Genomic DNA, 24565 nt, shown 5'->3' with positions numbered 1-24565 from the left:
ACGAGATAAACATGACCCAGGAAAACGAAGATCAGTCACCACAGCAAAGGCGAGCACGCACCAGCGGTATTGATCGCGCGATACAGGTATTAGACCTGCTGCAACAGCAACAGCAATCGCTGACCTGTTATGAGATGGCGAAAGCGGTGGGCGCACCGCTATCGACCATCTATTCTGTGGTAGATGATTTGGTCAACAAATCGATGCTCGAACGTCAGAAGAATGGGCTGATATGGCTCGGCCCGCGTCTTTACTACTACGGCTTATCTTATGGCCGTAATCTGGATTTGCTGACCGTGGCGACACAAGAGATGGAAAACCTCAGCCAGCAATGCGGGGAAGTGATCCAGATTTGTGGCCGTGACGACGATAAAATGGTCGTGCTGGCCATGGCCGAAGGACGGGATCATTTTCACGTCGCCTCCCGCGTCGGGACGCGCATTCCATTGAACTGGTCCGCATCCGGGCGCCTGCTGGTGGGGCATTTGAGCCTGGAAGAAAGGCTGGCACTGTTTACAACGTCTGCACCGCCCTCGCCCACTGGCAAGGCCGAAACCGATCCGCAGCGTCTCGCGCAAAGTGCGTTCACCGCACTGGAACATCGTTTGTCGATTCAGGCCAACGAATCTGATTTCTCCGTAGCCTGCATTGCGTCTCCCATTTGTGACAGCAGCGGGGCATGCCGGGCCACTATTTCAATTGTCGTTCCCGCCAGCAAGGTTGACCAGACCCTCCCGGACTTGCGGGCGCTGGCGCAAAACGGGGCAAAAATGATTGAAACCCGGCTGGGATGGCGGCCGCTGCTGGCCTGAGGATTTTTAAGTATTCACTGGACCCAAAAAATCCTCTTTCTTCAGACGCATCGGCGTGATGGGCATTCCGTAAAAATCCGTGGTCGGGCCGGTAATGATGCCCCCCAGATCACTGATGATTTTTACCGTTGAATCCCGCGCATCGAGCAGCACTTTATCCGTTTGCGTTAACATTTCGCCAAGTGAAACCCGCGCCAGTTGTTTACCAATCCCCATTCCGCGATAGCAGGGATCTACCGCAAACCTTCCCCAGTGCCAGTGACTATTTTCCTGCCAGCCAGCGACCGTGCCCAGAATATATTCCCCCGCCCGGACTATCCAGCACTGACTACTCAACTGTGGCGGTAATGAAATCAGCTCCGCCGGAATATTCTGCTCCAGTGAAAATGTTTCAGTTAACAGCCTCATCACTTCCGGCTGGTAATGATCGCGCATGATTTCTATTTGTATTCTTTGCGGATGGCGCGAAGCATTCCGCCGGAAGGTATTTATTCTCAGTGTCCGCAATCCCTTTATTATTTCCTGCGCATCCTGTAATTCCATTTCATCATTAACAAATGAGAATGCGTTATCCGCAGCGCCATCTGCTTGCGCTAATTTCTGTATACCCCCCTCCGTCAGCCGAAAACTTTTGAGTCGTTTATCTTCGGTTCCGGCAATTGTCTCAACGTAGTTCTTATCCGCCAGCACATTCAGCGTTCGGCTCAGTGACGCTTTATCCATGCTCAGCTGCAGGCATAATTCAGCAAAAGGCGTCACGCCATTTTTAGACAAATAGGTCAGCAGATGTGCCTGCGTCAGGGATAAACCCGAATCAAAACAGTTTTTATCCAGCAGCCCTAATTCTCGGACAAGATAGCGAAGCTCGGTACGGATCGAATGAATGGCCGACATGGTTAACCCTGATTGTTGATGGTATCAACAAACTAAAGGGTCATGATTATTCTGTCAAGGAACTCGGTCCGGCACGGAGTATCTCCGTTTTCTGAGCGTGACGTAACAGGCTGATCAGCAGTGCACACCCTGCCGTGATGACGGACAACGCAATCAGACCGGCGGTGCTGCTGTCCATCATCCGGTCAATCTCCACACGAATAATCGGTGCCATGAAGGAGCATAGTGCGCCCATTGTGGTACAGAATCCGATACCGGCCGCCAGAGCGGAACCGCTAAGCAATTGCGGCGGGAAAGTCCAGAAAATCGGCTGAACGGACAGGAAACCGACCGCACTTAAACACAGCGCGGCGATGGCAATGACCGGGCTGGCAAACGCAGAAACCGCCAGACCGGCCGCGGCGGCCACCATGCACATCACCGATATTGCCACACGATAAGCGGGATTGCGGTCAGCGATTCGCGGAATAAAATAGACGCCGACGGCTGAAAATGCCCAAGGGATCGCCGCGACCAGCGATTGTTTAAACCCGAGATTCTCACCCATTAATGACGCGACCTGAGAAGGCAGGAAAAACATCAGGCCGTACACCGAAATCTGGATAGTGCCGTACACCAGCGCGAGGTGCCAGACTTTGATATTTTTTAACGCCGCACGCACCGATCCGGTTTCTGTTTTCCGCCGCTCCGATTCCAGCTGCACATTCAGCGCGTCCTTTTCCTGCTGATTCAGAAAGCGGGCCTTTGAGGGATTATCATCGAGATAGAAATAGGCGAAGATCCCGAGAATAAACGCCGGAAGCCCCTCAATCACAAACATCCAGAACCAGCCCGGACGCCCCATCAGCCCGTGCATTTCCAGCAACGCGCCGGATATCGGCGAGCCTAACGTCAGCGCAAAAGGCACGCCCAGCACGAAGATGCCGATCACCGATCCGCGCACTTTATTTGGAAAGTAAATCGAGGCCAGTAGCAGGATCCCCGGATAGAACCCTGCTTCCCCGAGACCAAGCAAAAAACGCAGAATAATAAACTCGGTTTCATTGGTGACGAACCCGGTCATGGCCGAAAGCAGCCCCCAGATCGCCGTGGTAATACTCAGCCATTTTTGTGCGCCGATTTTGTTCAGGATCAGGTTGGCCGGTATGCCGAACAGCGCATAAGCAGCGAAGAAAATCCCCGCGCCCAGTGCGAATGCCGGTTCTGATAAGCCGATATCCAGTTTCATCGCGTCTTTGGCAAAGCCAATGTTTACCCGGTCAATAAAGGCGACAAAATACATAATGAACATAATGGGAACGAGGCGTTTCCAGGATTTACTTATCGCGGAGTTCAGATGAGGATTGGAATATTGCGCGAGTTTAGCCATTGTTCTTCCTTAATCGTCGTCAGAATATTTTTCCATTCAGGTGCTTTACAGGCATAAATCATTTCTGAACCTTCTCACTTGCCGCACTGCGCCCGTTGCACGATGTATTGATGTTTATTAGTTCATATATACAAACTACGTATATAAATACAAACAAGCCGAGTATAGCCACGTGCCAAGTTGAGTCAAATTTGATAAAACGGTTACGAAATAGTTCTTAATCTGTTGTTTTATTTAGATTATTCTGTTGCGTTTTTGTAAATAACAGCGTTGCAGACGCTGACTTTTTCGTCAGAGTTTGAGACCTGTCACAAACGCGCAGGACACAGCATGCAGAGTGAATGGCGCGCACAGAGGGAAATTCCCTAAGAATTTACGCGGTGAGTTTTTAACCCTAGAATGAAGTTATCTGCCTCTTTATGAGAAAAATTAGCATCATGGAACATAAGCCTACCCTGCGGGTTTTGGAAATTCTGGAAGCACTTGCTGCGGAAAATAAAGGCATGTCGTTAACCAAACTCTCTGAAAAAACCGGCAGCCTGAAAGGCACCATCTTTCCCATATTGAAAACGCTGGTGGAAAAGCGCTACGTCAGTTACGAGGCCGCTGCGCAGCTTTATTCTCCGGGTATCGCCTGTTCGATGCTTTCACGTTCCTTCCTCGACAGGTCTTTCTGGCTGACGCTCGTTTACAACGAGATGAGCGACATGGTTAAACAGTGCAATGAAGTGTGTCAGATGGGCATTCTCGATGGCGCGGACGTGCTATATATCAACAAAGTACAGGCAGAACAGACGGTGCAACTTGCCTCTCACATTGGTACCCGCCTGCCCGCCATTTTTTCGGCGCTGGGTAAATCACTCATCTGTGAATACAGCGATGAGCAAATCAGGAAATGGTATCCGGACGGATTCACGCCCCTGACGCCCTACAGTACCCGCTCCGTCGAGGCACTGCGGGAGCAACTGGAAGATGTCAAAATCCGCGGCTATTCGGTGGATAACCGTGAGATTAATGAGGAAACTATATGCTGCGCAATCCCGTTGAAACAACGCAATAAGACTATCGCGGCGCTGAGCATTTCCATCCCCGTATTCAGGGCAACAGAGACAAAGCGCGAAGAGACTGTCCACATTCTGCTCGCCGCCCGCGCACGGATTGAGAAAGCGTTAGGCGCGATGCCAGACGTGAATTTTTATCAGTAACCCATACCTGACTGTTTTCGAAACATACCTGCCAGAACTGACTGCTGAGGAACATTGCGTTATGCGACAGACACCTCTGAATTATCCGGCTCACGAACATTCTGAAGCCTGTCTTTGCCACAGCCCGGCCTTTGTCCGCATCAACACGGTACTCACCCGTGAAGCCGCAAAAGCACCGCCCATCACCGCTGCAACGGTCTCCGCGGCACTGCCTGGTGAGAGATCCCCCCGTGAGGCCACAACGGCGACATCTGCGCACCTCAAAGCATTCATTAATGTGCGGATTTTCGACGGTGTTTCTGACGGACTGCGCGAGGGTTTGCAGGTGATTATCGAAGGTAATGTGATTAAGGCCGTCGAACCGGCGGGCACGCCGTTACCTCAGGACACCACGGTAATTGATGGTGCGGGCGGAGTCCTGATGCCGGGGTTGATTGACGCCCACTGGCATGCTGTCATGGCTCGTCCGTCAATGATGACCGCCATGACAGCTGATTTTAACTACATTCAGGCGCTGGCAATTGCGGAAGCGCAGGCAACGGTATTGCGTGGTTTTACCACCGTACGCGATATGGGCGGCCCTGTCTTTGGCCTGAAACGGGCGATTGATGAACAGATAACGCCGGGGCCTCGTATCTATCCCTCGGGCGCTTTTATTTCTCAAACCGGCGGACACGGCGATTTCCGGCTTCTGCATGAAGTGCCGCGCACACCCGGTGACAGCCTGAGTTATATTGAACGGATCGGGATTACGGCGATCGCTGATGGGGCTGATCAGGTTCTGTTGCGGGCGCGCGAGCAACTGATGCGCGGCGCATCTCAGGTGAAGTTTATGGCGGGGGGTGGCGTCGCCTCGATGTATGACGGTATCGACGTCACCGAAGGATCCGTGCCTGAAATTCAGGCGGCGGTGACTGCTGCTGAAAACTGGGGGACGTACGTGACCGTGCATGCCTACACGGCGCGGGCGGTGTCGATGGCAATCAAAGGGGGCGTGAAGTGCATTGAACACGGCCAGCTGGTGGATGAAGACACGGTGCAGTTGATGGCGCAACAGCATATATGGTGGTGTCTGCAACCTTTCCTCGATGATGAAGATGCGGTGCCGATGGCGACGCCTGCATCGCGCGCCAAACAGCTTGTGATGTCTGCGGGGACTGATACGGCTTACCAGCTTGCCAAAAAATACAACATCAAAACCGCCTGGGGCACGGATACCCTGTTTGACGCGCATCTCGCCACCCGTCAGGGCGCGCAGTTAGCCAAACTGGTGCGCTGGTACACCCCGGTGGAGATCCTGAAAATGGCCACAAGCGTGAACGCCGAGCTATGCGCCCTCTCCGGCCCCCGCAATCCGTACCCCGGTAAGTTGGGCGTTATTGAAGCGGGTGCGCTGGCAGACATGATCGTAGTAGACGGCGATCCGCTGACAGATATTGAGCTTATCGCCCGGCCGGAAGAAGCGTTCCGCGTTATTGTGAAAGACGGAAATGTTATGAAAAATACGCTGTAACAGACGGGGAAATACTGCCAGTCCCCATCCTACAACATCACTTTCGCCGCCATTTCCCGGCTATAGTCGCGGCTGGCATCGACCAGCACGCGGGTGTAATCATCGGTGATATCGCCGCGCAGCAGCGCATCGGTTTCCAGCGTTTCGAGAATTTTGCCGTATTTCATGACCGCGACGCGCTGGCAAAGATGGGCGATCACCCCCAAATCGTGGGTAACCATCAAATATGTCAGCCCTTCCTCTTTTTGAAGATCGAACAGCAAATTGAGTATTTCCGCCTGCACGGAGACATCCAGCGCAGAGGTCGGTTCGTCAAGCAACAGAACGCGCGGTTTGAGGATCAGCGCCCGCGCAATCGCCACACGCTGGCGCTGTCCGCCGGAAAGCTGATGCGGATAACGGCTGCGGAAAGCGCGGTTGAGGCCGACTTTTTCCAGAATGGTATTAATACGCTGATCCCGCTGGTCGATGCGGTGGATTTGCAGCGGCTCTTCCAGAATATCGCCGATAGTATGGCGCGGATGCAGTGACCCGTACGGATCCTGAAACACCATTTGCACCAGACGACAACGGTCGCGACCGATGCGGTGTTCGAGCTGCTGACCGTCGATTTCCAGTTCGCCCTTCCAGTGGGTAAACAGTCCCGCCAGACATTTCAGCACCGTGGTTTTGCCGGAACCGGATTCCCCCACCAGCCCGAAAATCTCACCCTCGCGCACGGCGATATTCACGTCGGTCAGCACCTGCGTGGTTTTCGCACCTTCACCAAACGTCAGGTTCAGGTTGCGCACGTCAATCATGGTTTTATACGTCATGTCGGCTCCTTATTCGGTCAGCCAGCTGGCCTGACGCTGCATTACCGGCAGCGGATAACGGCGGTTATCCATATCCGGCAACGCATTGAGCAGGCCACGCGTGTAAGGATGCTGCGCGTTATCCAGATCGGTAGCGGCGATGGATTCCACAATGCGTCCGGCATACATCACCAGCACACGGTCGCAGAAACTGCGCACCAGATTGATGTCGTGACTGATAAATATCAGCCCCAGACCGCGCGTTTTCACCAGGTCGTCGAGCAGCGCCAGCACCTGTAAACGCACCGATACATCGAGCGCCGACGTCGGCTCATCGGCAATCACCATTTCCGGGTCGGTGATCAACATCATCGCTATCATGATGCGCTGCCCCTGTCCCCCGGAAATCTCGTGCGGATACAGGCCGTACACACGTTCCGGATCACGGATGCGCACCACGTCCAGAATATTCAGCACTTTGCGTTTGGCATCCTGATACGAACACTTGTGGTGCGAACGCCAGGCTTCGGCAATTTGATCGCCCACGCACAGCACCGGATTCAGTGAGTATTTTGGATCCTGCATAATCATTGAAATCCGTTTGCCACGTACCTGACGCATCTGCTTCGGGCTGGCACGCAGCAAATCCACATCAGCGAACTGCATTTTGCTGGCGGTGATCTGTGCTTTTGACGGATGAAGATGCAATAACGCACGACCGACGGTGGATTTCCCCGAGCCCGACTCACCGACAATCGCCAGTTTTTCGCGCCCGAGCTGGAACGACACGCCGCGAACTGCCTGCGTCACCTGACGACCATTCACAAAGCTGACGTGCAAATCCTGCACATCGAGTAACGCCGGAGCGTCAGTCATTTCGGGGATCGAGAATGTCACGAAGGCCATCTCCTAAAAAGTTGAACGCCAGGCTGTTAATCAGGATCGCCAGACCGGGAATGGTTGCCACCCACCAGCACTCCATCATGTAAGTACGGCCGCTGGAAATCATCGCGCCCCACTCCGGATCCGGCGGCTGCGCACCGAGTCCGAGAAAGCCCAGACCGGCAGCGGTCAGGATTATTCCCGCCATATTCATGGTGATACGGATGATGACCGACGGCAGACACAGCGGCACAATGTGACGCCATAACACCCGCACCGGACTCGCACCTTGCAACCGCACCGCTGAGATAAAATCGGCCTGTCGCAGCGAAAGGGTTTCGGCACGTGCCAGACGCGCAATCGGCGGCCACGCGGTGAGCGTAATGGCGATCACGACATGCTCGAGCCCCGGACCTAATGCAGCGACAAACGCCAGCGCCAGCACCAGACTCGGGAACGAGATGAAAATGTCAGTGACGCGCATCAGCACCATGTCAGTTTTGCCGCCGAAATAACCGGCGGTGACGCCGAGCAGCAACCCGAGCGGCCCGACGGTGACCGACACCAGCAACACGATGTACAGCGTGATGCGCGAGCCATAAACCAGACGGCTGAAGATGTCGCGGCCAAACTCGTCGGTGCCGAACCAGTGCGCCGCCGACGGCGGGCTGAGCGCGTTGTTTAAATCCTGCACCAGCGGGTGAAACGGCGCGATCCACGGCGCGAAAATCGCCACAATCATCAGCACCAGAACTATCGCGCCACCGATGGCTGTCAGGGGATTACAGGCCATCTGCCACAGGAAATGACCCACGCGGCCAAACGCCCTTTTCACGCGCTGACGTTTTTCGTCGCCCGCGCTGAGCGTGACGGAATCGAGGGAAATCGTCATACTTTTGTCCTCGGATCAAAGACCTGATACAGCAGGTCAGAGAGCAAATTCAGCACCACAAAAATCATGCCGACCACAAGCACACAGCCCATCACTGCGTTCATGTCGCCCAGCATCAGGCTGCTGGTGAGGTACGAACCAAAACCCGGCCACGAAAACACGGTTTCAATCAGCACCGCGCCTTCCAGCAGCGATCCGTATGCCAGCGCCACCACGGTCAGCAGTTGAACCAGAATGTTGCGAAACGCGTGATTCCACAGCACATGCCATTCGCTGAGCCCTTTCACGCGGGCGGTGATGATGAATTCCTGCGAAAGTTGCGCCAGCATAAAGCTGCGGGTCATACGGCTGATGTAAGCCAGCGAGTGAAAACCCAGCAGAGACGCGGGCAAAATCAGGTGATTGAGCGCATTGCGGAACACCTCCCAGTTTCCGGCGATCAGCGCGTCAATCAGCATAAATCCGCTGTGGCGCGTAACCTGTCCGTCGAGGCTGAAATCTACCCGCCCGGCACCGCCGACCCAACCGAGCCAGGCGTAAAACACCAGTAAACCCATCATACCGACCCAAAATATTGGCGTGGAATAACCGGCCAGACTGATGATGCGCACCACGTAATCCGCGATGCTGTTGCGTTTTGCTGCCGCCAGCACGCCAAGCGGAATGCCGACGCCTGCGCCGAGAATGATCGCCAACGTTGCCAGTTCCATCGTGGCCGGGAACACGCGAAGAATGTCCTGCGTCACCGGTTTACCGGTCAGCAGCGCATTGCCTAAATCGCCGTGCGCCAGCCCGGAAAGGTAGATGCCGAACTGCGTCCACAACGGCTTATCAAAACCGAGCTGATGGTAAACCTGCTGATAGGTACTGTGGTCAGCGTCCGGTCCGACAATCGCCAGCACCGGATCCACCGGCATCACGCGGCCGATAAAAAACGTCAGCAACAGCAGGCCGAACAGCGTGACCGCCACCTGCGTCAGCCGTTTGCCGATACGTCCGGCAGGGAACGACATCCGCGCCGTTTGCTTTGAAGCAGGTGCCGGAATTTGCATGGTCATAATCCTTTACCTCCGGTTGGCTGGGCGTCAGCGGGATCATCTTTCCAGACGTCGCGCAGGAACGTGGTTGCGGAAGGGTGCGGCAGATAGTTTTTGACGTCCCTGCGCACCACAATGGAATCGACCATCTGCGAGACCGGCACCAGCGCCGGGATCAGCGCGTCGTAGCGTTCCTGAATGGCGAAGTAATCCTGCTTCTGTTTTTCAGGATCACGTTCCAGCAGCGCATGATCGATATCCGCATTCAGCTGTTTGTCGTAAAAACCGGTGCGCCAGCCCTGAAAATTGGTTAATCGCGCGGCGTCACTGTTATCGGGGTTATACACCAGCGCCCGCAGGCTGGAGTGCGGATGCGGTTCCACGCCACTGCCGCCGCGCCCGACCAGCATGTCGAACTTACGCTCACGCATTGCGCCGTAAATCTGGTTGCCGGTGCCGGTAACGATTTTGGCGCGAATGCCCGCCTGCATCAGCGTGGACTGCACGGCAATCGCGATATTGAGGAACGGCTGATCGGCCAGCACCCGCAGCGTGGTATCAAAACCGTCGGGATAACCGGCGTCTGCCAGCAGGGCTTTGGCGCGCGGGATGTCGAGCTGGTAACCGGGATCCGGCAGCGTCGCAGGCATTCCAACCTGAATCGGCCGTTGATGCACAATGCCGTAACCGTTCATCAGTGCTTTGCCGATGCCCTGATAATCAATCAGATAGCGCACCGCCTCGCGCACTTTCGGGTTGGCGAAATGCGGCTCTTTCATGCTCATCGCCACGTAATAAATGGTGCCTTTTTTCACCTGATCGACCTGCATCGCCGGGTCATGGCTGAGTGCGGTAACGTCCGATACCGCCATGTTATTGGCAATATCCAGGTCACCTTTTTCAATCATCAGGCGCAGGGTCTGGGACTCCTGAAAATGGCGGAAGACGACGCGCGATAATTTCGGTTCGCCACGCCAGTACAGCGGATTACGGCTCATGTTCAGCACGTCTTTCGCCTGCCAGTTATCGAGACGAAACGGTCCGGAACCGGCTTCGTTGGTGGTCAGCCAGCGGTTGCCCCAGTCGCCGTTCACTTCATGGGCCTGCACGGTTTTGCGGTCTAACGCCACCACGCTGCCGAGCGCCGCCAGCGAATAAATCACCAGTTTCGGATCGTTGGGTTTAGGTAGCTGAATTTCGACAATACCTGGAGACGGCGATCGCACCATTTCATCGACATTCTTTTTGCTGAAACCATAGGATTTCCACACGGATGCCTGCGCCAGATTCAGATGAAGAATGCGGCGCATCGACCAGACCACATCGTCGGCGGTGACCGGATTGCCCGAGTGGAATTTCACGCCGTCGCGCAGATGAAACGTGATGAGATTGCGGGCGTCGTTGACCTCCCACGAGGTCGCCAGCGCCGGTCGCACATTGGTGAGTTGTTGCGGGTCGAGCTCAATCAGCGGGTCGTAAAGATTGACCACGATACCGACAATGTCATTGCCGGTCATCGCTGCGGGGTCGAGCGTTAACAGGTTATTCATGTTCATGCCGATGATCAGCTGGTCGGGGGGCGTTTTCGCCTGCGCCGTCCCGCCAGCGGCCATCAGCAGGAGCGCGAATATCCACGCGCCCCACGTTTTGCCAGAGTTCATGATGTACCTTCCGGGTAGAGTCAGAGGTTTATTATTTTTATCTGCCCGCAGGTCAGTCGCGGCTGACGGTATGGGTTTCTATGTAATCAAAATTGATGTCCTCACCCAGGCCAGGGCGGTCAGAAAGATGAACAAAACCCTGTTCGTCCATCGGGTCGACGATGCTGTTCAGGTACGCCGCCGGTTCGTCATATTCAAGGAACGGATGCAGCAGCCCGCGTTCATACCAGCGACAGTTGCGGATGGCACCGACCACTGCCAGACTCGCCGCGCCGTTGCCGTGGACTTCGCAGTCCATGCCAAAGGCTTCTGCCAGACTGGCGACTTTCATGCACGGCGATATACCGCCGACGCCATTAGCTCCGGCACGTAAAATGTCGCAGGCACCGGCTTTCACCCAGTCCGCACGGCTGTGATGTTTACCGCCGAGACTTTCCGGCCCGATCACGTCAATCGACAGGTTTTCCGCCAGCCACGCGTAGGACGCCATGCTCTCTTCTTCCATCGGCTCTTCAAACCACGCGAAGTTGAGTTTTTCCAGCGCTTTACCAATGGTCAGCGCCTGACTGCGGCTGTACCAGTGATAGCCGTCGAGCATCAGTTCAATGTCCGGTCCGACCGCTTCACGCACGGCGGCGCAGGCTTTGATGTCCATTTTGGGGTCTGGCGCAAACGCCACCGGCGGCATCCAGGTGTGCAGCTTGATGGCCTGATAACCACGCGCCACCAGCTTTTCAGCAAACTGGCCGAATTCATCCGGCGTCGATAATCCACCTTTCAGCTCATCGCCACACATAGTGCTGCCGTACGCCGGAACCTTTTCGCGGAATCCACCCAGCAATTTGTGCACCGGCATCTTGAGTTTGCGGCCAATCAAATCCCACAAGGCCTGTTCGACAAACGACAGCGCCCTTTCGGTCAGCTGATGCGCACTGCCGCGCTGCCAGTGAACCAGATCCTGCCACAGGCGTTCACGGTCGAACGGATTCTGGCCCACCAATACTTTTCTAAAAAAGGCGTTCACGACGTGCGGACGCACAACTTCAGGCGGCGCGAACGAATAGCCGCAGTCGCCTTCGTTAGTCGTGATGGTCAGCATCGCCATTTTTGCCTGACTTTCTTCACCCGGATGCGAATGACCCGCGCTGTCAGAAACGCGACGGGTCGGATAAGTAAAAACAGAAACTTCAACAGAACGTATTTTCACAGCGATACCTGCCATTACTGAGTGAGTTAACGCCCTTCAGGGCGCGCCGGAATTGCTGTTTCTTCCGCTATGTGAGCCCTCTCACACTTCATCGAAACCACAATCCAACAATAATAAAATAGCGTTTCATTATTGAACTTAACCAGTTTTCAGATGCATTTCCACGGCTAAAAGCCGAAAATTTCCGCGTTTGTTTGGGCATCTGCACGGGGGAATGTGAGCATTTTCACGAAAGCGACGGGAAGTGTGATCTGTACAAGAAATAGACGGAGTAAATGTGGGGTGAAATTACCCGCTTGTATGTGATGCAAAAAGTTGTGATCAGAGAAGTGGGCACCGGGAGTTCATTCCGTTAGGCTAGCCTTATCAGAAAGAGTTTGGTGATCAGCCGGAGTACAAAATGTTGCGTGTTATTGATACGGAAACCTGCGGATTGCAGGGTGGCGTGGTGGAAGTGGCCTCCGTAGATATCGAAAACGGGAAGATCGTTAATCCGATGAGTGATCTGGTGCGCCCTGACCGCCCAATCGGTCATCAGGCGATGGCTATCCACAAAATTACCGAAGCGATGGTGGCCGATAAACCGTGGATTGAGGAGATCATTCCCCGTTATCACGGCAGCCAGTATTACGTTGCGCACAACGCCAGTTTTGACCAGCGTATGCTGCCTGAACTGTCAGGTGAATGGATTTGTACCGTGAAACTGGCGCGTCGTTTATGGCCGGGGATTAAGTACAGCAATATGGCGCTTTATAAATCCCTTAAGCTGGAAGTGGCCACACCTGCCGATTTGCATCATCACCGCGCGCTGTTTGACTGCTATATCACGGCCGCGTTACTCATCCGTATTATGGATGAATCCGGCTGGACACCGGAAGAAATGGTGACTATTACCGGCCGCCCGGCACTGGTCAGCACCATGATGTTTGGAAAATATCGCGGGAAGAAAATTGCAGAAATCGCCGAAGATGATCCGGGTTATCTGCGCTGGATGCTGAATAACATCAAGGAATTACCCCCTGATTTACGCCTGACTTTAAAACATTATCTGGAAGGGCAATAACCTCTGAATTTATGATATTTCCCGGCATCTGTTCACCGCCGGTTACCCTAACCTGAGGTAGCCGGTAAAAAGTGGTCAAAATCGCAGCTGAGCGATTGAATTGAGCAAATGCTGTCTTAAACCTTCACCCGGCACAAACCATAGAGGGAGTTGATCCGTTCAATGCAAAAATCCAAAGCATCGCTTTTAACTTTAGCTTTTCGTTTGCAAGTCATTCTTATTTATCTTTCTGTTTTAGTCATAACCCCGAGAAACAATTATTTATTCAATATCATTGCAATAACAGGTGTTCTGGCTTGTTTAGGTTATTTTATTTGGAAAAAAATTCCACGGAGTAAGATCCGGGAGTTATTTACCAGAAAGTTTTTCAAAAAACAGCCAAGGAAGGCCAGGCTTTTCTATACTCAAAATCAAATAATCAGTTTATTGAGCCTCAGCTCAATTTGCTCTTTTTTCATCACTTGCGTCGTAATAAAATTTTGGCATTCCGCATCCGCGACAATGATAGGGACGCTCAGTGTCGTGACTCTGTTGAGCATGTACTTTTCACTTTATTACCTGATATCACATCTCGACGAAAAATATAAATTAATCATAAAATTCTCCACGAATGTTTTGAAATTTTCCTGGATTTTGATTTCCACCTATTGTTACTTTCTGGCCAGAAGCATAATGATGGAGGCAAGTGATATACCCTATGAGCAAACAGTCAATAAAGTCAGTGTATTAGGTTACGCAGCCCTACTCTACAGCCTTATGTTTAGCGCGCTCTTTGTGTTTATAACATTACCTCTCATGTCATTGAACCTCAAAGAGAAACGGCTTCGCTTTGGGAGACGCCTCCTACCTAAGCAACACGCACCCACTATATTCCTGACATGTTTTAGTATCGGCTACATAGTTTTCATTGCTTATACCGTTAACACCAATATCGTCATGAAATATGTATTCCACAGGACAATGCCTCTCGATTCACGGACAACTTTCTATTGCAACAAACAATACATGGTAATCCCAGGCAGGCCAGGCGCTCTATTTATAACTGTGGGACCAGGTGATTACAGAATGGCTATACCCCAGAATTATGAATACGCTTTTTCACGGCTTAAGTGCACCGACGCGCCCCCTTATTACATGCTTGTAGCAGTAAAAAGTGCCGAAGACCTTAAGAAAGAAAGTCTTTTGTCTAAAGGAGAGGCTTTTCAAAATGATATTAAGGCTGCTGTAAAAGGGTGATATTTCATCCAGGGACCTTCTGTTAAAGGAAATCGGAGCATTCATGCCTGCTGTTCAATGGCAGAGTAGATATCTTATCCCTTATTCATGCTCGTCCGGCTCACATTCAGCACCAGCTGTCGCAGCCAACGGTGCGCGGGGTCGACCTCTGAACGCGGATGCCACATCTGAGAGATAGTGATTTCCCGGGTTTTTACTGGCAGTTCAAACACATATAAACGGTCTAGCTCAGCGATAAGGAACGAGGCGGGGATCAGCGCCACCAGGTCGGAGTGTTGGGCAATCGCCAGCGCGGCAGAAAACCCCGGCACGATGGCGGCGATTTTTCGTTTCAATCCCACTTCGGCCAGCGCGTCATCCACCGGCCCGTAGGTTTTGTTACGCCGCGACACGACAACATGCCCGAAAGACACATAATCGTCCGCGGTAAGCTCTTTCTCAGCCGCCAGCGGATGCCCTTTTCTCACCACGCCCATAAATCTGTCGCAGAACAATGTCTGTAAACAAATTTCCGGACCCATGTCGCCTAAAACACCTATCTCAAGATCGACCCGACCTTCCCGCAACGCATTGGACGTTTTTTCTGGTTTTGGCATAAATCGCAAACACACAGAAGGAGCAATTTGCGCGGCGGCGGCAATCATCGCGGCACCAAAGGCCACCACAAAACCGTCGTTGGAACGGATCAGAAAAGTACGTTCAAGTGTGGCCAGATTAAAATCTGCGGAGGATGGCCGTAACAGCGCGCGTGCCTCAAAGGCCGCATTTTGCGTGCGCTGGCGGATTTCCTCCGCGTAAGGCGTCAGCACCATATTTCGTCCGGCGCGCACCAGCAGCGGGTCGCCGGTGGTATCACGCAGGCGACCGAGTGTGCGGCTCATCGCCGAAGCGCTCAATCCCAGACGCCGCGCAGCACCGGCCACACTGCCTTCAGCCAGCAGCACATCAAGCGCAATAAGTAAATTCAGATCAGGTTCAGTCATCGCGGCAGTGTAGCCTGTTTTTCAGGCTAATATAAGGCGTCTCGTGCAGGTATTAAGTGCAGATGCTGCGCCTTCCGCACTCTGTTACCCGCAGGTATAGTTGCTGCACTCAACAGCAAAAAAGAGAAGTGAAGCGTAATGGAATTATTTTCTGATAAACCGGGCGACGAAGGATTACCAGGGCGCGAGCGCGGGCTGGCGATGGCCGCCGTCATGACCATGGCAACGATGGCCGTTTTCGATGGCTCGATGGTCAATATTGCCCTGCCGCAAATCGCACGGGCGCTGAACATTTCTTCGGGGGCTGCCGTCTGGGTATCGAACGGGTATCTGCTCTCAGCATCTATGACGCTGGCGATTTTCGCTGCGCTTGCCAGCCACATCGGCTTTCGCTCACTGTTTACCGCCGGACTGAGCGTGTTTACCCTGGCTTCTCTGGGCTGCGCACTGTCATCTTCTCTCGATGTGCTGATCGTCATGCGGGTGCTTCAGGGCGTCGGCGCAGCCGCCACGCTGAGTATCGGACCGGCCATTTTGCGCTCCGTTTTTCCCAACCGGCTGCTCGGGCGCATCCTTGGCCTGAACGCGCTGATTATCGCCACCAGCACGGCGATAGCGCCGGTGCTGGGCGGAACCATACTGTCGGCGATGAGCTGGCAATGGCTGTTCGCCATTAATATTCCGCTGGGGGTGATTGCCATTATCCTCACCCTGCGCGTGGTTCCGGCTAATCCGGCTGCGACGAAATCTCCGTTTGATGTTTCCGGTGCGGTGCTGTCAGCCGTTGCGCTCGGTGCGCTGATTATGGCGGCAGATTCGTTCTCTCATCCCGGTGCTCACGAACTTATCACCGCCCTCTCCTTCGGGCTTATCGCGGTGATCTCCGGTATGGCCTTTGTGTGGCGTCAGCGCCGCGCACCTAAACCCTTGCTGCCGTTAGGCATGTTCTCCTCTTCTCGCTTTACACTGGCGGCGCTGACGTCTCTGGCATCATTTGTCAGTCAGGGGATCACCTTCGTCGCGCTGCCGTTCCTCTTCCAGAGCGTGTACGGCTATAGCGCTTTTGTCTCCGCGCTGCTTTTCACCTCTTGGCCGCTGGGGATCATTCTGGCCGCGCCGCATGCCGGACGTTATGCCGACCGTTTTCCGGCGGCTATTATCTCCACCATCGGACTGTGCGTTTTTGCGGTGGGATTATTACTGCTGGCGCAACTGCCAGAACATGCGCAAGTCTGGGATATCGGCCTGAGAAGCTTTATCTGCGGGGTGGGCTTCGGTTGCTTCCAGAGCCCGAATAACCGCGAAATGCTCTCCAACGCTTCGCGTGAAAACAGCGGCTATGCATCCGGCGTACTGGCTATCATGCGCACCTTTGGCCAGTGCCTCGGCGCCGCACTTGTCGGGGTTATCTTGTCAGTCTTCGCCGCCCAAAATACCCTTCAGGAAGCTCACGCCGTGCAGTTAAGTCTGTGGGGCGCCGTGATTGCGACGGTGCTGGCGATTGTAATCAGCGTGAGCCGCTTGCGAAAGAGTGCTGCGAACCTGCAGAATGGCTGAAACCTACCTGTACGGATTAAGGATAAATTCTATGCTGGAACTGAGACCCAACTGCGAGTGTTGCAACACTGATTTGCCCCCTGCTGGTGACGCCAGAATTTGTTCGTTTGAATGCACATTCTGCGTGCCCTGCGCCGAAGATAAACTCAGCGGGATATGCCCGAATTGCGGCGGAGAACTGGTTGCCCGACCGCGCAGACCGGCCAATAAACTGGCAAACAATCCAGCGTCCACCACACGGGTCTTTAAGCCAGAAGGTTGTGCTTCCTAGTTCCGCGAAAAGTGTCACGCCACAGTTTCAGCTGCTGGCGTGCCCTGATGGAAAATCATTTGCCAGCCGGTTCCCACAACTTTCTTCCAGCATGAGGAACGCAGCGTATAACGCTGCTTTTCATTTCCCGCGCGCGTAAAGGTTTTACACATCAGGATCGCGCAATCTTCATTAAGCATCTGTAGATGGAAATCGTCCGCTTCGAGGTTTAATTCTTGTGCTTCAGCAGTCAGCGACGCCACCGTCTGTTGCCGGTCGACCATCCGTCCGGAGCGCGTGATTTCCCTAAAGTCCGGATGTAAAACTCTCTCCAGCCACTTTTCATCTGTACGTCTGACACCATGAAGGCTGCATTCCAGCGCTTTTATCTCTTCCAGAACCTCATTCATCGTGTTATTCCTCCTCTCCCGCGATGTAAAAATCCGTCGGTTACCAGATACTGGACTAAAGTTATGCTTTCCCTTTTCGCTCCCTGAGCCTGCCGGGAATTAAGGACGTTTATATCATCATTATAAATAAAGGATTTTTATGCCTCGCTCTTTTTCTCTGGTTTCTTCATCTGCACTGATTGGTTCGGTTTTTCTGCTCACCGGATGCCCCCCTCCGCCTGATTTAACGCAGTGGCAGCGCCCCAATAGCACCATAGATGATGCGCGTGTTGCGATGGGGCAATGCGGCGTCCCGCTGCCGGGGCCGGAACCTTCTTTTACCGATAATGAATCGGTGCTGTATTACCAGTGCATGGAGGGGAAAGGATTTACCTATAAGGGGGGTTTTCACATTTGCGATTACTACAAAAACACCCCTGCCTGCATCGAGAAACAACAGGGTCACCCGCTCAGTCAGCGACAGCTCGAAGCGCTGCCTTTTGTCGCTGATGAGGGTTTTCATCCGATCAAACCGGATTCAGGCCGGAATGAATACCAACTCATCAGCTGGCGTAAAGCGGGTGCCTCACGGCATTTTTCGCACGCAGCTGAGAATGACAAGCTCGCATTACAGGTGATGTATGAATGCGGATACCCGAAACCGTTGGGCTCGGTTCCTTTCGTTCCGACCGTCCTGAAAGCTGCAAAAGTTCAGCAATGCATGCTGGACAAAGGCTTTGAACCGAAAGTTAAACTCATGCTGGTTTGCCGCAATTATCCGCAAGTGACGGGTTGTGCAAAAGGCGGGCACTGAGAATAACAAGCTAAGCTTATGCCAGGAGATAAAAAATGCCTCAAACCTCCCGCAACGTACAAATCCGCAATGTTAATGCCGGTCAGAATGTCGTGATATACGAACCCGCGAATGTGTATGATTGCACGCTCGGGGACGACGTTTTTATCGGCCCCTTTGTTGAAATTCAGGCTAATACCACCATCGCACGGGGGACAAAAGTCCAGTCGCATACCTTTATTTGTGAATATGTCACTGTCGGTGAAAACTGCTTTATCGGCCACGGCGTGATGTTTGCGAACGATATGTTTGAGGCGGGAAAACCTAATACAGACCGTGATTCATGGGCCAGGATCCACGTGGGTAACGGTGTTTCCATTGGCAGCGGCGCGACCATTCTGGGCGTCACGATTTGCGATGGTGTAGTGATTGGTGCAGGCAGCGTGGTGACGAAAGACATCACCGAAAAAGGCGTGTACGCCGGGAATCCCGCACGATGGCTGCGGGCGCTGTAGCCATAAAAAAGGCCGCTTTCGCGGCCTTTCAGTTTCAAACGTTTCGGCTAATTATTTAGCGTCAGCGTCTGGCAGTGCGTAAGCGATGATGTAATCACCCAGTTTGGTGCCGAACGAACCGTGACCACCTGCTGCGATAACAACGTATTGTTTACCGTTCACAGAGTAAGTCATCGGCGTCGCCTGGCCACCCGCTGGCAGACGTGCTTCCCACAGTTTGTCACCGTTGCTCATATCGAATGCGCGCAGGTAGTTATCTGCGGTCGCTGCGATGAAGAACACGTTACCGGCGGTAGAAATCGGTGCGCCAAGCATTGGCATACCCATTTTAAACGGCAGCGGTAATGGTGAGCTGTCGCGCACGGTACCGATACGTTTTTTCCACACGATATCGTTGGTTTTCAGGTCAACGCCGGAAATGTAACCCCATGAAGGCTGTTTACAAGGGAAGCCCAGCGGAGACAGGAACGGGTTCAGCGTTACGCCAAATGGCACGCCGTACTGTGGCTGAATGCCCGTCTCAGTACCGGAACCGCCTTTATCGTTCGCATCTGGCTCCATAGGATTGCCAGGGCCGCGTGGGATCAGTTTTGACACGAATGGCAGTGCAATCGGGTTAGCGATAGCTACCTGACGGTCAGTATCTACAGAAATACCGCCCCACTCGAACATACCGAGGTTCCCCGGGAACACCAGAGTGCCCTGCTCGGATGGCGGTGTGAAAGTGCCTTCATAACGCAGTTTGTGGAAGATAACACGACACATCAGCTGGTCGTAGATCGTCGCGCCCCACATGTCTTTACCGGTCAGTTTCGCTTCCGGACGGAAAGTCAGTTCGGAGAACGGCTGAGTCGGAGAAACGTGGTCGCCTTTCGCTGCGCCTTGCGGAACAGGTTTTTCAGGTGCATCAACAATCAGCTTACCGTCACGGCGATCCAGCACGAAGATGTTACCGGTTTTGGTCGGTACATAAATCGCAGGCACTTTGTTGCCGTTCTTGTCAGTGATATCAGCCAGAGTCGGCTGCGCCGGAACGTCCATATCCCACAAGTCGTGGTGAACAGTCTGGTAGAACCACGCCAGCTTACCGGTGGTCGCATTCAGCGCCAGCAGGCCGCTCGCGTAACGTTCCATATCCGGAGTACGGTTGCCACCCCAGATATCCGGTGTTGCCACGCCGATTGGCAGGTAAACCAGATCCAGTTTGTCGTCATAAGACGCAGGTGCCCATGAGTTCGGGGAGTTCGGTGTGAAGTGCTGACCATCCGCAGGCATTTTGTTCGGATCAGCGGCACCCGGATCGAAGGCCCACAGCAGTTTACCGGTTTCAACATCGAAGCCACGGATAACGCCGGAAGGCTCACGGTTAGAGTAGTTATCAGTAACCGCCCCGGCCACGATGATCACAGATTTCGTGATGATTGGCGGTGAAGTTGGCTCGTAGTGACCTGGTGTTGCGTAAGGCATGTTGCCTTGCAGGTTCAGCTCACCGTTGTTACCGAATGCCGGGCAACGTGCGCCGGTTTCAGCATCCAGTGCGAACAGACGACCATCGTTAACTGGCAGAATGATACGACGTGAACACACAGCAGGCGCTGCGCCGTTAGCCGCATCACCAAGTGCTGCAGGCGTTGTCTCGTGATAAGACACACCGCGACAGGTCACGTGCTGGAAGGTTGGGTTTGGTTTCAGCTCAGGATCGAACTTCCACTTTTCTTTACCGGTCGCGGCATCCAGAGCAAACAGCTTCTGGTGCGGCGTACACAGGTAAAGCATGTCGCCGATTTTGATTGGCGTCACTTCGTCGGTGATTTCGCCCGGATCGTTCGGGGTCTTCAGGTCACCGGTACGGAAGGTCCATGCCACATCCAGTTTGCTGACGTTTTTGTCGTTGATCTGGTTCAGCGGCGAGTAACGGGTACCGCCCTGAGTACGGCCATAGGCCGGCCAGTCACTGGCGGGAACGCCGGAATCGGTCGCAGCAGGTGCAGCATCAGCAGCTTTAATGGTGCCGTTGATTTCCTGCGGATCGTTGAAGACGGAGTACGCCAGCACGAGCACAGTGAACACCAGAGACAGTGCCAGAGCACCGCGTGCGAAGGCATTTTTCGCCAGCATCTGGTTATAAACAACCGGCAGCAGGATCCACAGGCCCAGGAAGAAAGTGACGTCTAAACGCGGCGTCAGTGCCCAGAAGTCTGTGCCCACTTCCCAGACAGCCCACACGGTGGTGCCGAACAGGAAAATGGCGTACAGCAGTAATGCAGAAGAGCGACGGCGATACAGCAACCACGCGGTAACCAGCGAAATGACACCGGCAATAATGTAATAAAGAGAACCACCTAATTTTGCCAGCCAGATACCGCCGACAAGAAGATAAATCCCGCTTAACGCGGCGAACAAAGCGGTAATTATGACGACGATGCGTGATAACGAGGCTTTCGTTTCCATAGTTGATGACCTTACTGATTTTTTATAATCGTCGATTCAGGGCGACCCGAATCTTCAAGAACATCCGGTTCTCACCGGGTGTCATTCCTTGCAGGTGCTGCCCTGCTTAAAAAGTGCAGATAACAGGCAGCACCGCGTGGTTCGTTGTTCTGCTGACTGAACGTACGGGCAGAACTTACTGACTAAACGTTATTCGAAACTATAAGAAAGCGTAGCGCCGCCACCGTAGTTTCTGCCAGGCGCCGGTTCGAAATAGCGCCCGTTGCCTTCATTGACGATCACCGAACCGACGTAATTTCTGTCGAACAGGTTATCGACGCGGGTAAACAGGTCGAGCGTCACTTTATTCCAGTTGAAGCGATAACCCGCATTCACGCTGGCGACGGTATACGCCGGTGCCTGTTCGCTGTTTTCGTCATTCACTTCGATGTCGCTCATGTAGCGCACATCTGCGCCTGCATGCCAGCCATCAACCGGTGCCCACTCTAGTGAAGCGTAGCCCATGTTGCGTGCGATACCCGGCAGGCGGTTGCCTGCTGGCGTGCAATCTCCCGCGCCACAGGTCTCGTTGCGGAAGGTGGCATCGAGTAATGTCCAGGCCATTTTTACGCGCCAGTTTTCTTCAATCTGCTGATCTAACGACAATTCCAGTCCGCGACGGCGTGTTTTACCGGCGTTGGTATAGCTCGATCTTCCGCCGACACTTTCTGCAACAATTAACTCGTCATCGGTATCAGTCTGGAAAACCGCCGCCGTAACTAAGCCATTGCCGACGCGCCATTTGCTGCCCAGTTCAACCGTGTTGCTGGTCGAAGGTTCCAGCCCCAGATTCAGTCCGGACTTGCCGTCGGTGCGATAGGAAAGCTCATTAATCGTCGGTGTTTCAAAGCCGCGACCGGCTGAGATATAGGTGTTCAGCGCTGGCGTCACCGCAAAGTTGAGTGAGGCCATCGGCAGCAGCTTGTGATAGCGACGCGAACCGCTGTCATCCGGGTTGCTGCCGGTAATGTAGTAATCCTGCGAGTCAAAGCTCACGGTGCTGTAACGCGCGCCGGCATCCAGCGTCCAGCGGGATGTCAGGTTCCACGTGGTTTGCAGATACGGGTCAAGATTCCACATCACGTTCTTTTCATTGCGACGTTCGTCGCCTTTCACGCCAAGCTCGCCTTCATCATTGAAATTTTCGTAACCGAAGCGGCGCTCAGTCATGGTTTCATAATCCAGACCGCCGGTGACGGAGAACGGCACAGAACCTATCTGATCGTCATGTTTCCAGCGGGTATCTACGCCGGAATACTTACGTTCCAGGACAATCACCCCGCCCGCGTTCAGCGGATTTTTCTGCGAGGCAGCCGGAATGGTCTGGTATTGCGTGGTGTGGCGCTCACCGTGATAGGTCATCAGGCTGAACTCATCGTTTTCGCCCATCTGACGCTGATAACGCAGGCCGACCTGAGTCTGATCCAGCGATTTGCGCGCATTGTACTGATCGGCGCGTTTTGCCTGCGTCGGGTCGTCATGCCATTCGGATTCGGTCAGACCGCCCGGATCGTTGGCATCAACGGAAACACTGTTGAACATCAGCGTCAGTGTGCTGGCATCATCAATGCGCACGCCCAGCTTGCCGTTGCCGAGATTTTTCTGCGTACCGCTGTGGTCGCGGTAGCCGTCGGTAGTGAAACGTGAACCTGAAATCAGGTAATTCACATCACCCGCGTGCGTGCCGTCGCCGGTTGCGCCGCTGGCTTTTACGCTGTTACGGAATGAGCCGTAACTGCCAAAATAGGTGCCCGCTTCCAGTTTTGCAGGCTGCGAACCGGTCTGGGTATCCACGTTCACCACGCCGCCGGAAGCATTGCCGTACAGCGCCGAGAACGGTCCGCGCAGCACTTCCACGCGCTCCACCGAGTTCAGGTCAATATTGGAGGTCTGCCCCTGCCCGTCCGGCATGGTGGCCGGGATCCCATCAACGTAAATACGCACACCGCGCACGCCGTACATCGAACGGCTGCCGAAGCCGCGCACAGAAAGTTGTAAATCCTGCGCGTAGTTCTGGCGGTTTTGCACCTGTAAACCCGGAACGCTGCCGAGGCTTTCAGAAAGATTGACCTGCGCTTTACTGTTTCTGAAATCGTCGCCATCTACCACGCTGACTGCCGCAGGGGTATCGAGTTCGGACAGGCCGCCGCTGATTTCGCGTTTAATGATCATCAGCGATGAAGAGTCTGATGAATCGTCCGTATCGCTCTTAGAGGCGTCGGTCGCTGATTGCGCGTAACTGACTGAAACCGGGTACAAAAATGACAAGAACGTGATGATAAAAGCAGAGGTTTTGGCGTTCACTTTATGAGTTCTTTTGTTTTGTGTTAAAAGGCTGGGTCAAAAAATTCGACACAACTCTCAATTTTAGACATTAGAAGTAGACATAAATCGACCGATCTGATTGAGAGCCGTAAGGGGGCTCACTATAGATTTTTTCTTCCTGTTAGTACATACGCAACTTTACAAATATAACTTTTTAACAAAATACCGCACGCAGTGTGCATCAGAACCGGCTTTTCAATTAAATCCCCGCGTAAACTTCGTGGCTTAATTGACCAGATCCCGTATTTATTCCCGAAAAAAATAAAATCCGGCTTTCATTTGAAAATTCGCCGGATAAAAAATGAGGTTTTATCTGGCTGTAAATGGCAACGGTTACATTATAAGTAATTATTTGATATTAAAGGATTAGTCCCATTAGTAAAAATGTTCCATGAGTCAATTAATCCGTCGCCGCTTACGGTTTGATAATTCAGCTTTCGTCTTTCGAAACCGGCCAAGATAAACCAGAGTCAGAATAAATATAGACCACTATTTTAAGACAGGAGAATATTCTCTGACGTTTTTTCACTCAATCTGTTCCGTGTAATGAAACAGCCGCGTCTTTACAAAAGATATAAATCCAAAGTTCATTCTGCTGTTTAAAATATCCACAACCCGTCCAGGGAAAACGTTTCCACACCCGCCTCTCCCCGCTCAGATGACGTTTTTGTCATCATCACGTCACTTCTCTGTCAGAG

At 53.4% G+C, this 24565-nt stretch carries 21 protein-coding genes; 9 read left to right on the top strand and 12 right to left on the bottom strand.

Annotated features, from left to right (window positions below; all coding sequences use genetic code 11):
• Nucleotides 1–11 precede the first annotated feature (11 nt).
• Nucleotides 12–812, top strand: a complete 801-nt coding sequence (locus J1784_RS05140; RefSeq protein WP_217148311.1) for an IclR family transcriptional regulator — start codon at nucleotides 12–14, stop codon at nucleotides 810–812.
• A gap of 6 nt (nucleotides 813–818) precedes the next feature.
• Here the strand turns inward: J1784_RS05140 and J1784_RS05135 are convergent, their stop codons facing one another.
• Nucleotides 819–1706: a helix-turn-helix domain-containing GNAT family N-acetyltransferase gene (locus tag J1784_RS05135; protein ID WP_217148310.1), complete on the bottom strand. Its 888-nt coding sequence runs from the start codon at nucleotides 1704–1706 to the stop codon at nucleotides 819–821.
• A gap of 46 nt (nucleotides 1707–1752) precedes the next feature.
• Nucleotides 1753–3075, bottom strand: coding sequence for an MFS transporter (locus J1784_RS05130; RefSeq protein ID WP_217148309.1), 1323 nt, complete (start codon nucleotides 3073–3075; stop codon nucleotides 1753–1755).
• 437 nt (nucleotides 3076–3512) lie between these two features.
• On the opposite strand from J1784_RS05130, the gene J1784_RS05125 reads away from it, so the two are divergent.
• Nucleotides 3513–4280, top strand: a complete 768-nt coding sequence (locus J1784_RS05125; RefSeq protein ID WP_195817918.1) for an IclR family transcriptional regulator — start codon at nucleotides 3513–3515, stop codon at nucleotides 4278–4280.
• Nucleotides 4281–4341: 61 nt separating this feature from the next.
• The gene (locus J1784_RS05120) at nucleotides 4342–5793 is read left to right on the top strand and encodes a metal-dependent hydrolase family protein (protein ID WP_217148308.1); all 1452 of its coding nucleotides are present in this window, start codon (nucleotides 4342–4344) and stop codon (nucleotides 5791–5793) included.
• A 29-nt stretch (nucleotides 5794–5822) separates the two neighbouring features.
• Here J1784_RS05120 and J1784_RS05115 read toward each other — a convergent pair whose 3' ends face one another.
• Genes J1784_RS05115 through J1784_RS05090 form a run of 6 tightly spaced genes read right to left on the bottom strand, consistent with a single transcriptional unit; the run spans nucleotide 5823 to nucleotide 12266 of the window.
• Nucleotides 5823–6593 (bottom strand): ABC transporter ATP-binding protein, encoded by a 771-nt coding sequence (locus J1784_RS05115; RefSeq protein ID WP_112287454.1) that lies wholly within the window; start codon nucleotides 6591–6593, stop codon nucleotides 5823–5825.
• Nucleotides 6594–6617: 24 nt separating this feature from the next.
• Nucleotides 6618–7484 (bottom strand): ABC transporter ATP-binding protein, encoded by an 867-nt coding sequence (locus J1784_RS05110; RefSeq protein ID WP_217148307.1) that lies wholly within the window; start codon nucleotides 7482–7484, stop codon nucleotides 6618–6620.
• Nucleotides 7456–8361, bottom strand: a complete 906-nt coding sequence (locus J1784_RS05105; protein ID WP_120509671.1) for an ABC transporter permease — start codon at nucleotides 8359–8361, stop codon at nucleotides 7456–7458. The genes J1784_RS05110 and J1784_RS05105 overlap by 29 nt, the downstream gene beginning before the upstream one ends.
• Nucleotides 8358–9374, bottom strand: coding sequence for an ABC transporter permease (locus tag J1784_RS05100; protein WP_420803953.1), 1017 nt, complete (start codon nucleotides 9372–9374; stop codon nucleotides 8358–8360). The genes J1784_RS05105 and J1784_RS05100 overlap by 4 nt, the downstream gene beginning before the upstream one ends.
• A gap of 41 nt (nucleotides 9375–9415) precedes the next feature.
• Nucleotides 9416–11059, bottom strand: coding sequence for an ABC transporter substrate-binding protein (locus J1784_RS05095; RefSeq protein ID WP_420803952.1), 1644 nt, complete (start codon nucleotides 11057–11059; stop codon nucleotides 9416–9418).
• Between the two features lie 52 nt (nucleotides 11060–11111).
• Nucleotides 11112–12266 carry a mandelate racemase family protein gene (locus J1784_RS05090; protein WP_217148305.1) on the bottom strand — a complete coding sequence of 385 codons (1155 nt, stop codon included), beginning with the start codon at nucleotides 12264–12266 and terminating at the stop codon, nucleotides 11112–11114.
• Nucleotides 12267–12666: 400 nt separating this feature from the next.
• Between J1784_RS05090 and exoX the strand changes: the two genes are divergently transcribed.
• Complete coding sequence (exoX, locus tag J1784_RS05085; protein ID WP_217148304.1) at nucleotides 12667–13329, top strand: exodeoxyribonuclease X; 663 nt, start codon at nucleotides 12667–12669, stop codon at nucleotides 13327–13329.
• Between the two features lie 1065 nt (nucleotides 13330–14394).
• Complete coding sequence (locus J1784_RS05080; RefSeq protein WP_217148303.1) at nucleotides 14395–14565, top strand: hypothetical protein; 171 nt, start codon at nucleotides 14395–14397, stop codon at nucleotides 14563–14565.
• Nucleotides 14566–14639: 74 nt separating this feature from the next.
• Here the strand turns inward: J1784_RS05080 and J1784_RS05075 are convergent, their stop codons facing one another.
• Complete coding sequence (locus J1784_RS05075) at nucleotides 14640–15548, bottom strand: LysR family transcriptional regulator (protein ID WP_217148302.1); 909 nt, start codon at nucleotides 15546–15548, stop codon at nucleotides 14640–14642.
• A 138-nt stretch (nucleotides 15549–15686) separates the two neighbouring features.
• Between J1784_RS05075 and J1784_RS05070 the strand changes: the two genes are divergently transcribed.
• Together J1784_RS05070 and J1784_RS05065 are read left to right on the top strand one after the other, a co-directional pair.
• Entirely contained in the window at nucleotides 15687–17105 is a 1419-nt protein-coding gene (locus tag J1784_RS05070; RefSeq protein ID WP_217148301.1) for an MFS transporter, read from the top strand.
• Between the two features lie 31 nt (nucleotides 17106–17136).
• Complete coding sequence (locus tag J1784_RS05065; RefSeq protein WP_217148300.1) at nucleotides 17137–17376, top strand: DUF1272 domain-containing protein; 240 nt, start codon at nucleotides 17137–17139, stop codon at nucleotides 17374–17376.
• A gap of 14 nt (nucleotides 17377–17390) precedes the next feature.
• On the opposite strand, the gene J1784_RS05060 is transcribed toward J1784_RS05065, so the two are convergent.
• The gene (locus J1784_RS05060; RefSeq protein WP_217148299.1) at nucleotides 17391–17765 is read right to left on the bottom strand and encodes a nuclear transport factor 2 family protein; all 375 of its coding nucleotides are present in this window, start codon (nucleotides 17763–17765) and stop codon (nucleotides 17391–17393) included.
• A gap of 139 nt (nucleotides 17766–17904) precedes the next feature.
• On the opposite strand from J1784_RS05060, the gene J1784_RS05055 reads away from it, so the two are divergent.
• On the top strand, nucleotides 17905–18558 hold the full coding sequence (locus J1784_RS05055) for a hypothetical protein (RefSeq protein WP_217148298.1): 654 nt from the start codon (nucleotides 17905–17907) through the stop codon (nucleotides 18556–18558).
• Nucleotides 18559–18593: 35 nt separating this feature from the next.
• A complete protein-coding gene (locus tag J1784_RS05050; RefSeq protein WP_217148297.1) occupies nucleotides 18594–19052 on the top strand; it encodes an acyltransferase in 459 nt (152 codons plus the stop codon).
• Between the two features lie 51 nt (nucleotides 19053–19103).
• Here the strand turns inward: J1784_RS05050 and J1784_RS05045 are convergent, their stop codons facing one another.
• Nucleotides 19104–21503 (bottom strand): glucose/quinate/shikimate family membrane-bound PQQ-dependent dehydrogenase, encoded by a 2400-nt coding sequence (locus tag J1784_RS05045; RefSeq protein WP_217148296.1) that lies wholly within the window; start codon nucleotides 21501–21503, stop codon nucleotides 19104–19106.
• Between the two features lie 189 nt (nucleotides 21504–21692).
• On the bottom strand, nucleotides 21693–23846 hold the full coding sequence (pqqU, locus tag J1784_RS05040) for a TonB-dependent receptor PqqU (RefSeq protein ID WP_217148295.1): 2154 nt from the start codon (nucleotides 23844–23846) through the stop codon (nucleotides 21693–21695).
• Nucleotides 23847–24565: the final 719 nt, after the last annotated feature.

This window comes from Rahnella ecdela, assembly GCF_019049625.1.
GTDB classification, from domain to species: domain Bacteria; phylum Pseudomonadota; class Gammaproteobacteria; order Enterobacterales; family Enterobacteriaceae; genus Rahnella; species Rahnella ecdela.
The sequence above is the reverse complement of the archived record's forward strand: the minus strand, read 5'-3'. Positions and strand labels throughout refer to the sequence as shown.

What these genes read in the sequence shown, in the direction of transcription:
- J1784_RS05140 (WP_217148311.1), top strand. Translation starts at nt 12, where the DNA reads ATGACCCAGGAAAACGAAGATCAGTCACCACAGCAAAGGCGAGCACGC.
- J1784_RS05135 (WP_217148310.1), bottom strand. Translation starts at nt 1,706, where the DNA reads ATGTCGGCCATTCATTCGATCCGTACCGAGCTTCGCTATCTTGTCCGA.
- J1784_RS05130 (WP_217148309.1), bottom strand. Translation starts at nt 3,075, where the DNA reads ATGGCTAAACTCGCGCAATATTCCAATCCTCATCTGAACTCCGCGATA.
- J1784_RS05125 (WP_195817918.1), top strand. Translation starts at nt 3,513, where the DNA reads ATGGAACATAAGCCTACCCTGCGGGTTTTGGAAATTCTGGAAGCACTT.
- J1784_RS05120 (WP_217148308.1), top strand. Translation starts at nt 4,342, where the DNA reads ATGCGACAGACACCTCTGAATTATCCGGCTCACGAACATTCTGAAGCC.
- J1784_RS05115 (WP_112287454.1), bottom strand. Translation starts at nt 6,593, where the DNA reads ATGATTGACGTGCGCAACCTGAACCTGACGTTTGGTGAAGGTGCGAAA.
- J1784_RS05105 (WP_120509671.1), bottom strand. Translation starts at nt 8,361, where the DNA reads ATGACGATTTCCCTCGATTCCGTCACGCTCAGCGCGGGCGACGAAAAA.
- J1784_RS05100 (WP_420803953.1), bottom strand. Translation starts at nt 9,374, where the DNA reads ATGTCGTTCCCTGCCGGACGTATCGGCAAACGGCTGACGCAGGTGGCG.
- J1784_RS05095 (WP_420803952.1), bottom strand. Translation starts at nt 11,059, where the DNA reads ATGAACTCTGGCAAAACGTGGGGCGCGTGGATATTCGCGCTCCTGCTG.
- exoX (WP_217148304.1), top strand. Translation starts at nt 12,667, where the DNA reads ATGTTGCGTGTTATTGATACGGAAACCTGCGGATTGCAGGGTGGCGTG.
- J1784_RS05080 (WP_217148303.1), top strand. Translation starts at nt 14,395, where the DNA reads ATGGCTATACCCCAGAATTATGAATACGCTTTTTCACGGCTTAAGTGC.
- J1784_RS05075 (WP_217148302.1), bottom strand. Translation starts at nt 15,548, where the DNA reads ATGACTGAACCTGATCTGAATTTACTTATTGCGCTTGATGTGCTGCTG.
- J1784_RS05070 (WP_217148301.1), top strand. Translation starts at nt 15,687, where the DNA reads ATGGAATTATTTTCTGATAAACCGGGCGACGAAGGATTACCAGGGCGC.
- J1784_RS05065 (WP_217148300.1), top strand. Translation starts at nt 17,137, where the DNA reads ATGCTGGAACTGAGACCCAACTGCGAGTGTTGCAACACTGATTTGCCC.
- J1784_RS05060 (WP_217148299.1), bottom strand. Translation starts at nt 17,765, where the DNA reads ATGAATGAGGTTCTGGAAGAGATAAAAGCGCTGGAATGCAGCCTTCAT.
- J1784_RS05055 (WP_217148298.1), top strand. Translation starts at nt 17,905, where the DNA reads ATGCCTCGCTCTTTTTCTCTGGTTTCTTCATCTGCACTGATTGGTTCG.
- J1784_RS05050 (WP_217148297.1), top strand. Translation starts at nt 18,594, where the DNA reads ATGCCTCAAACCTCCCGCAACGTACAAATCCGCAATGTTAATGCCGGT.
- J1784_RS05045 (WP_217148296.1), bottom strand. Translation starts at nt 21,503, where the DNA reads ATGGAAACGAAAGCCTCGTTATCACGCATCGTCGTCATAATTACCGCT.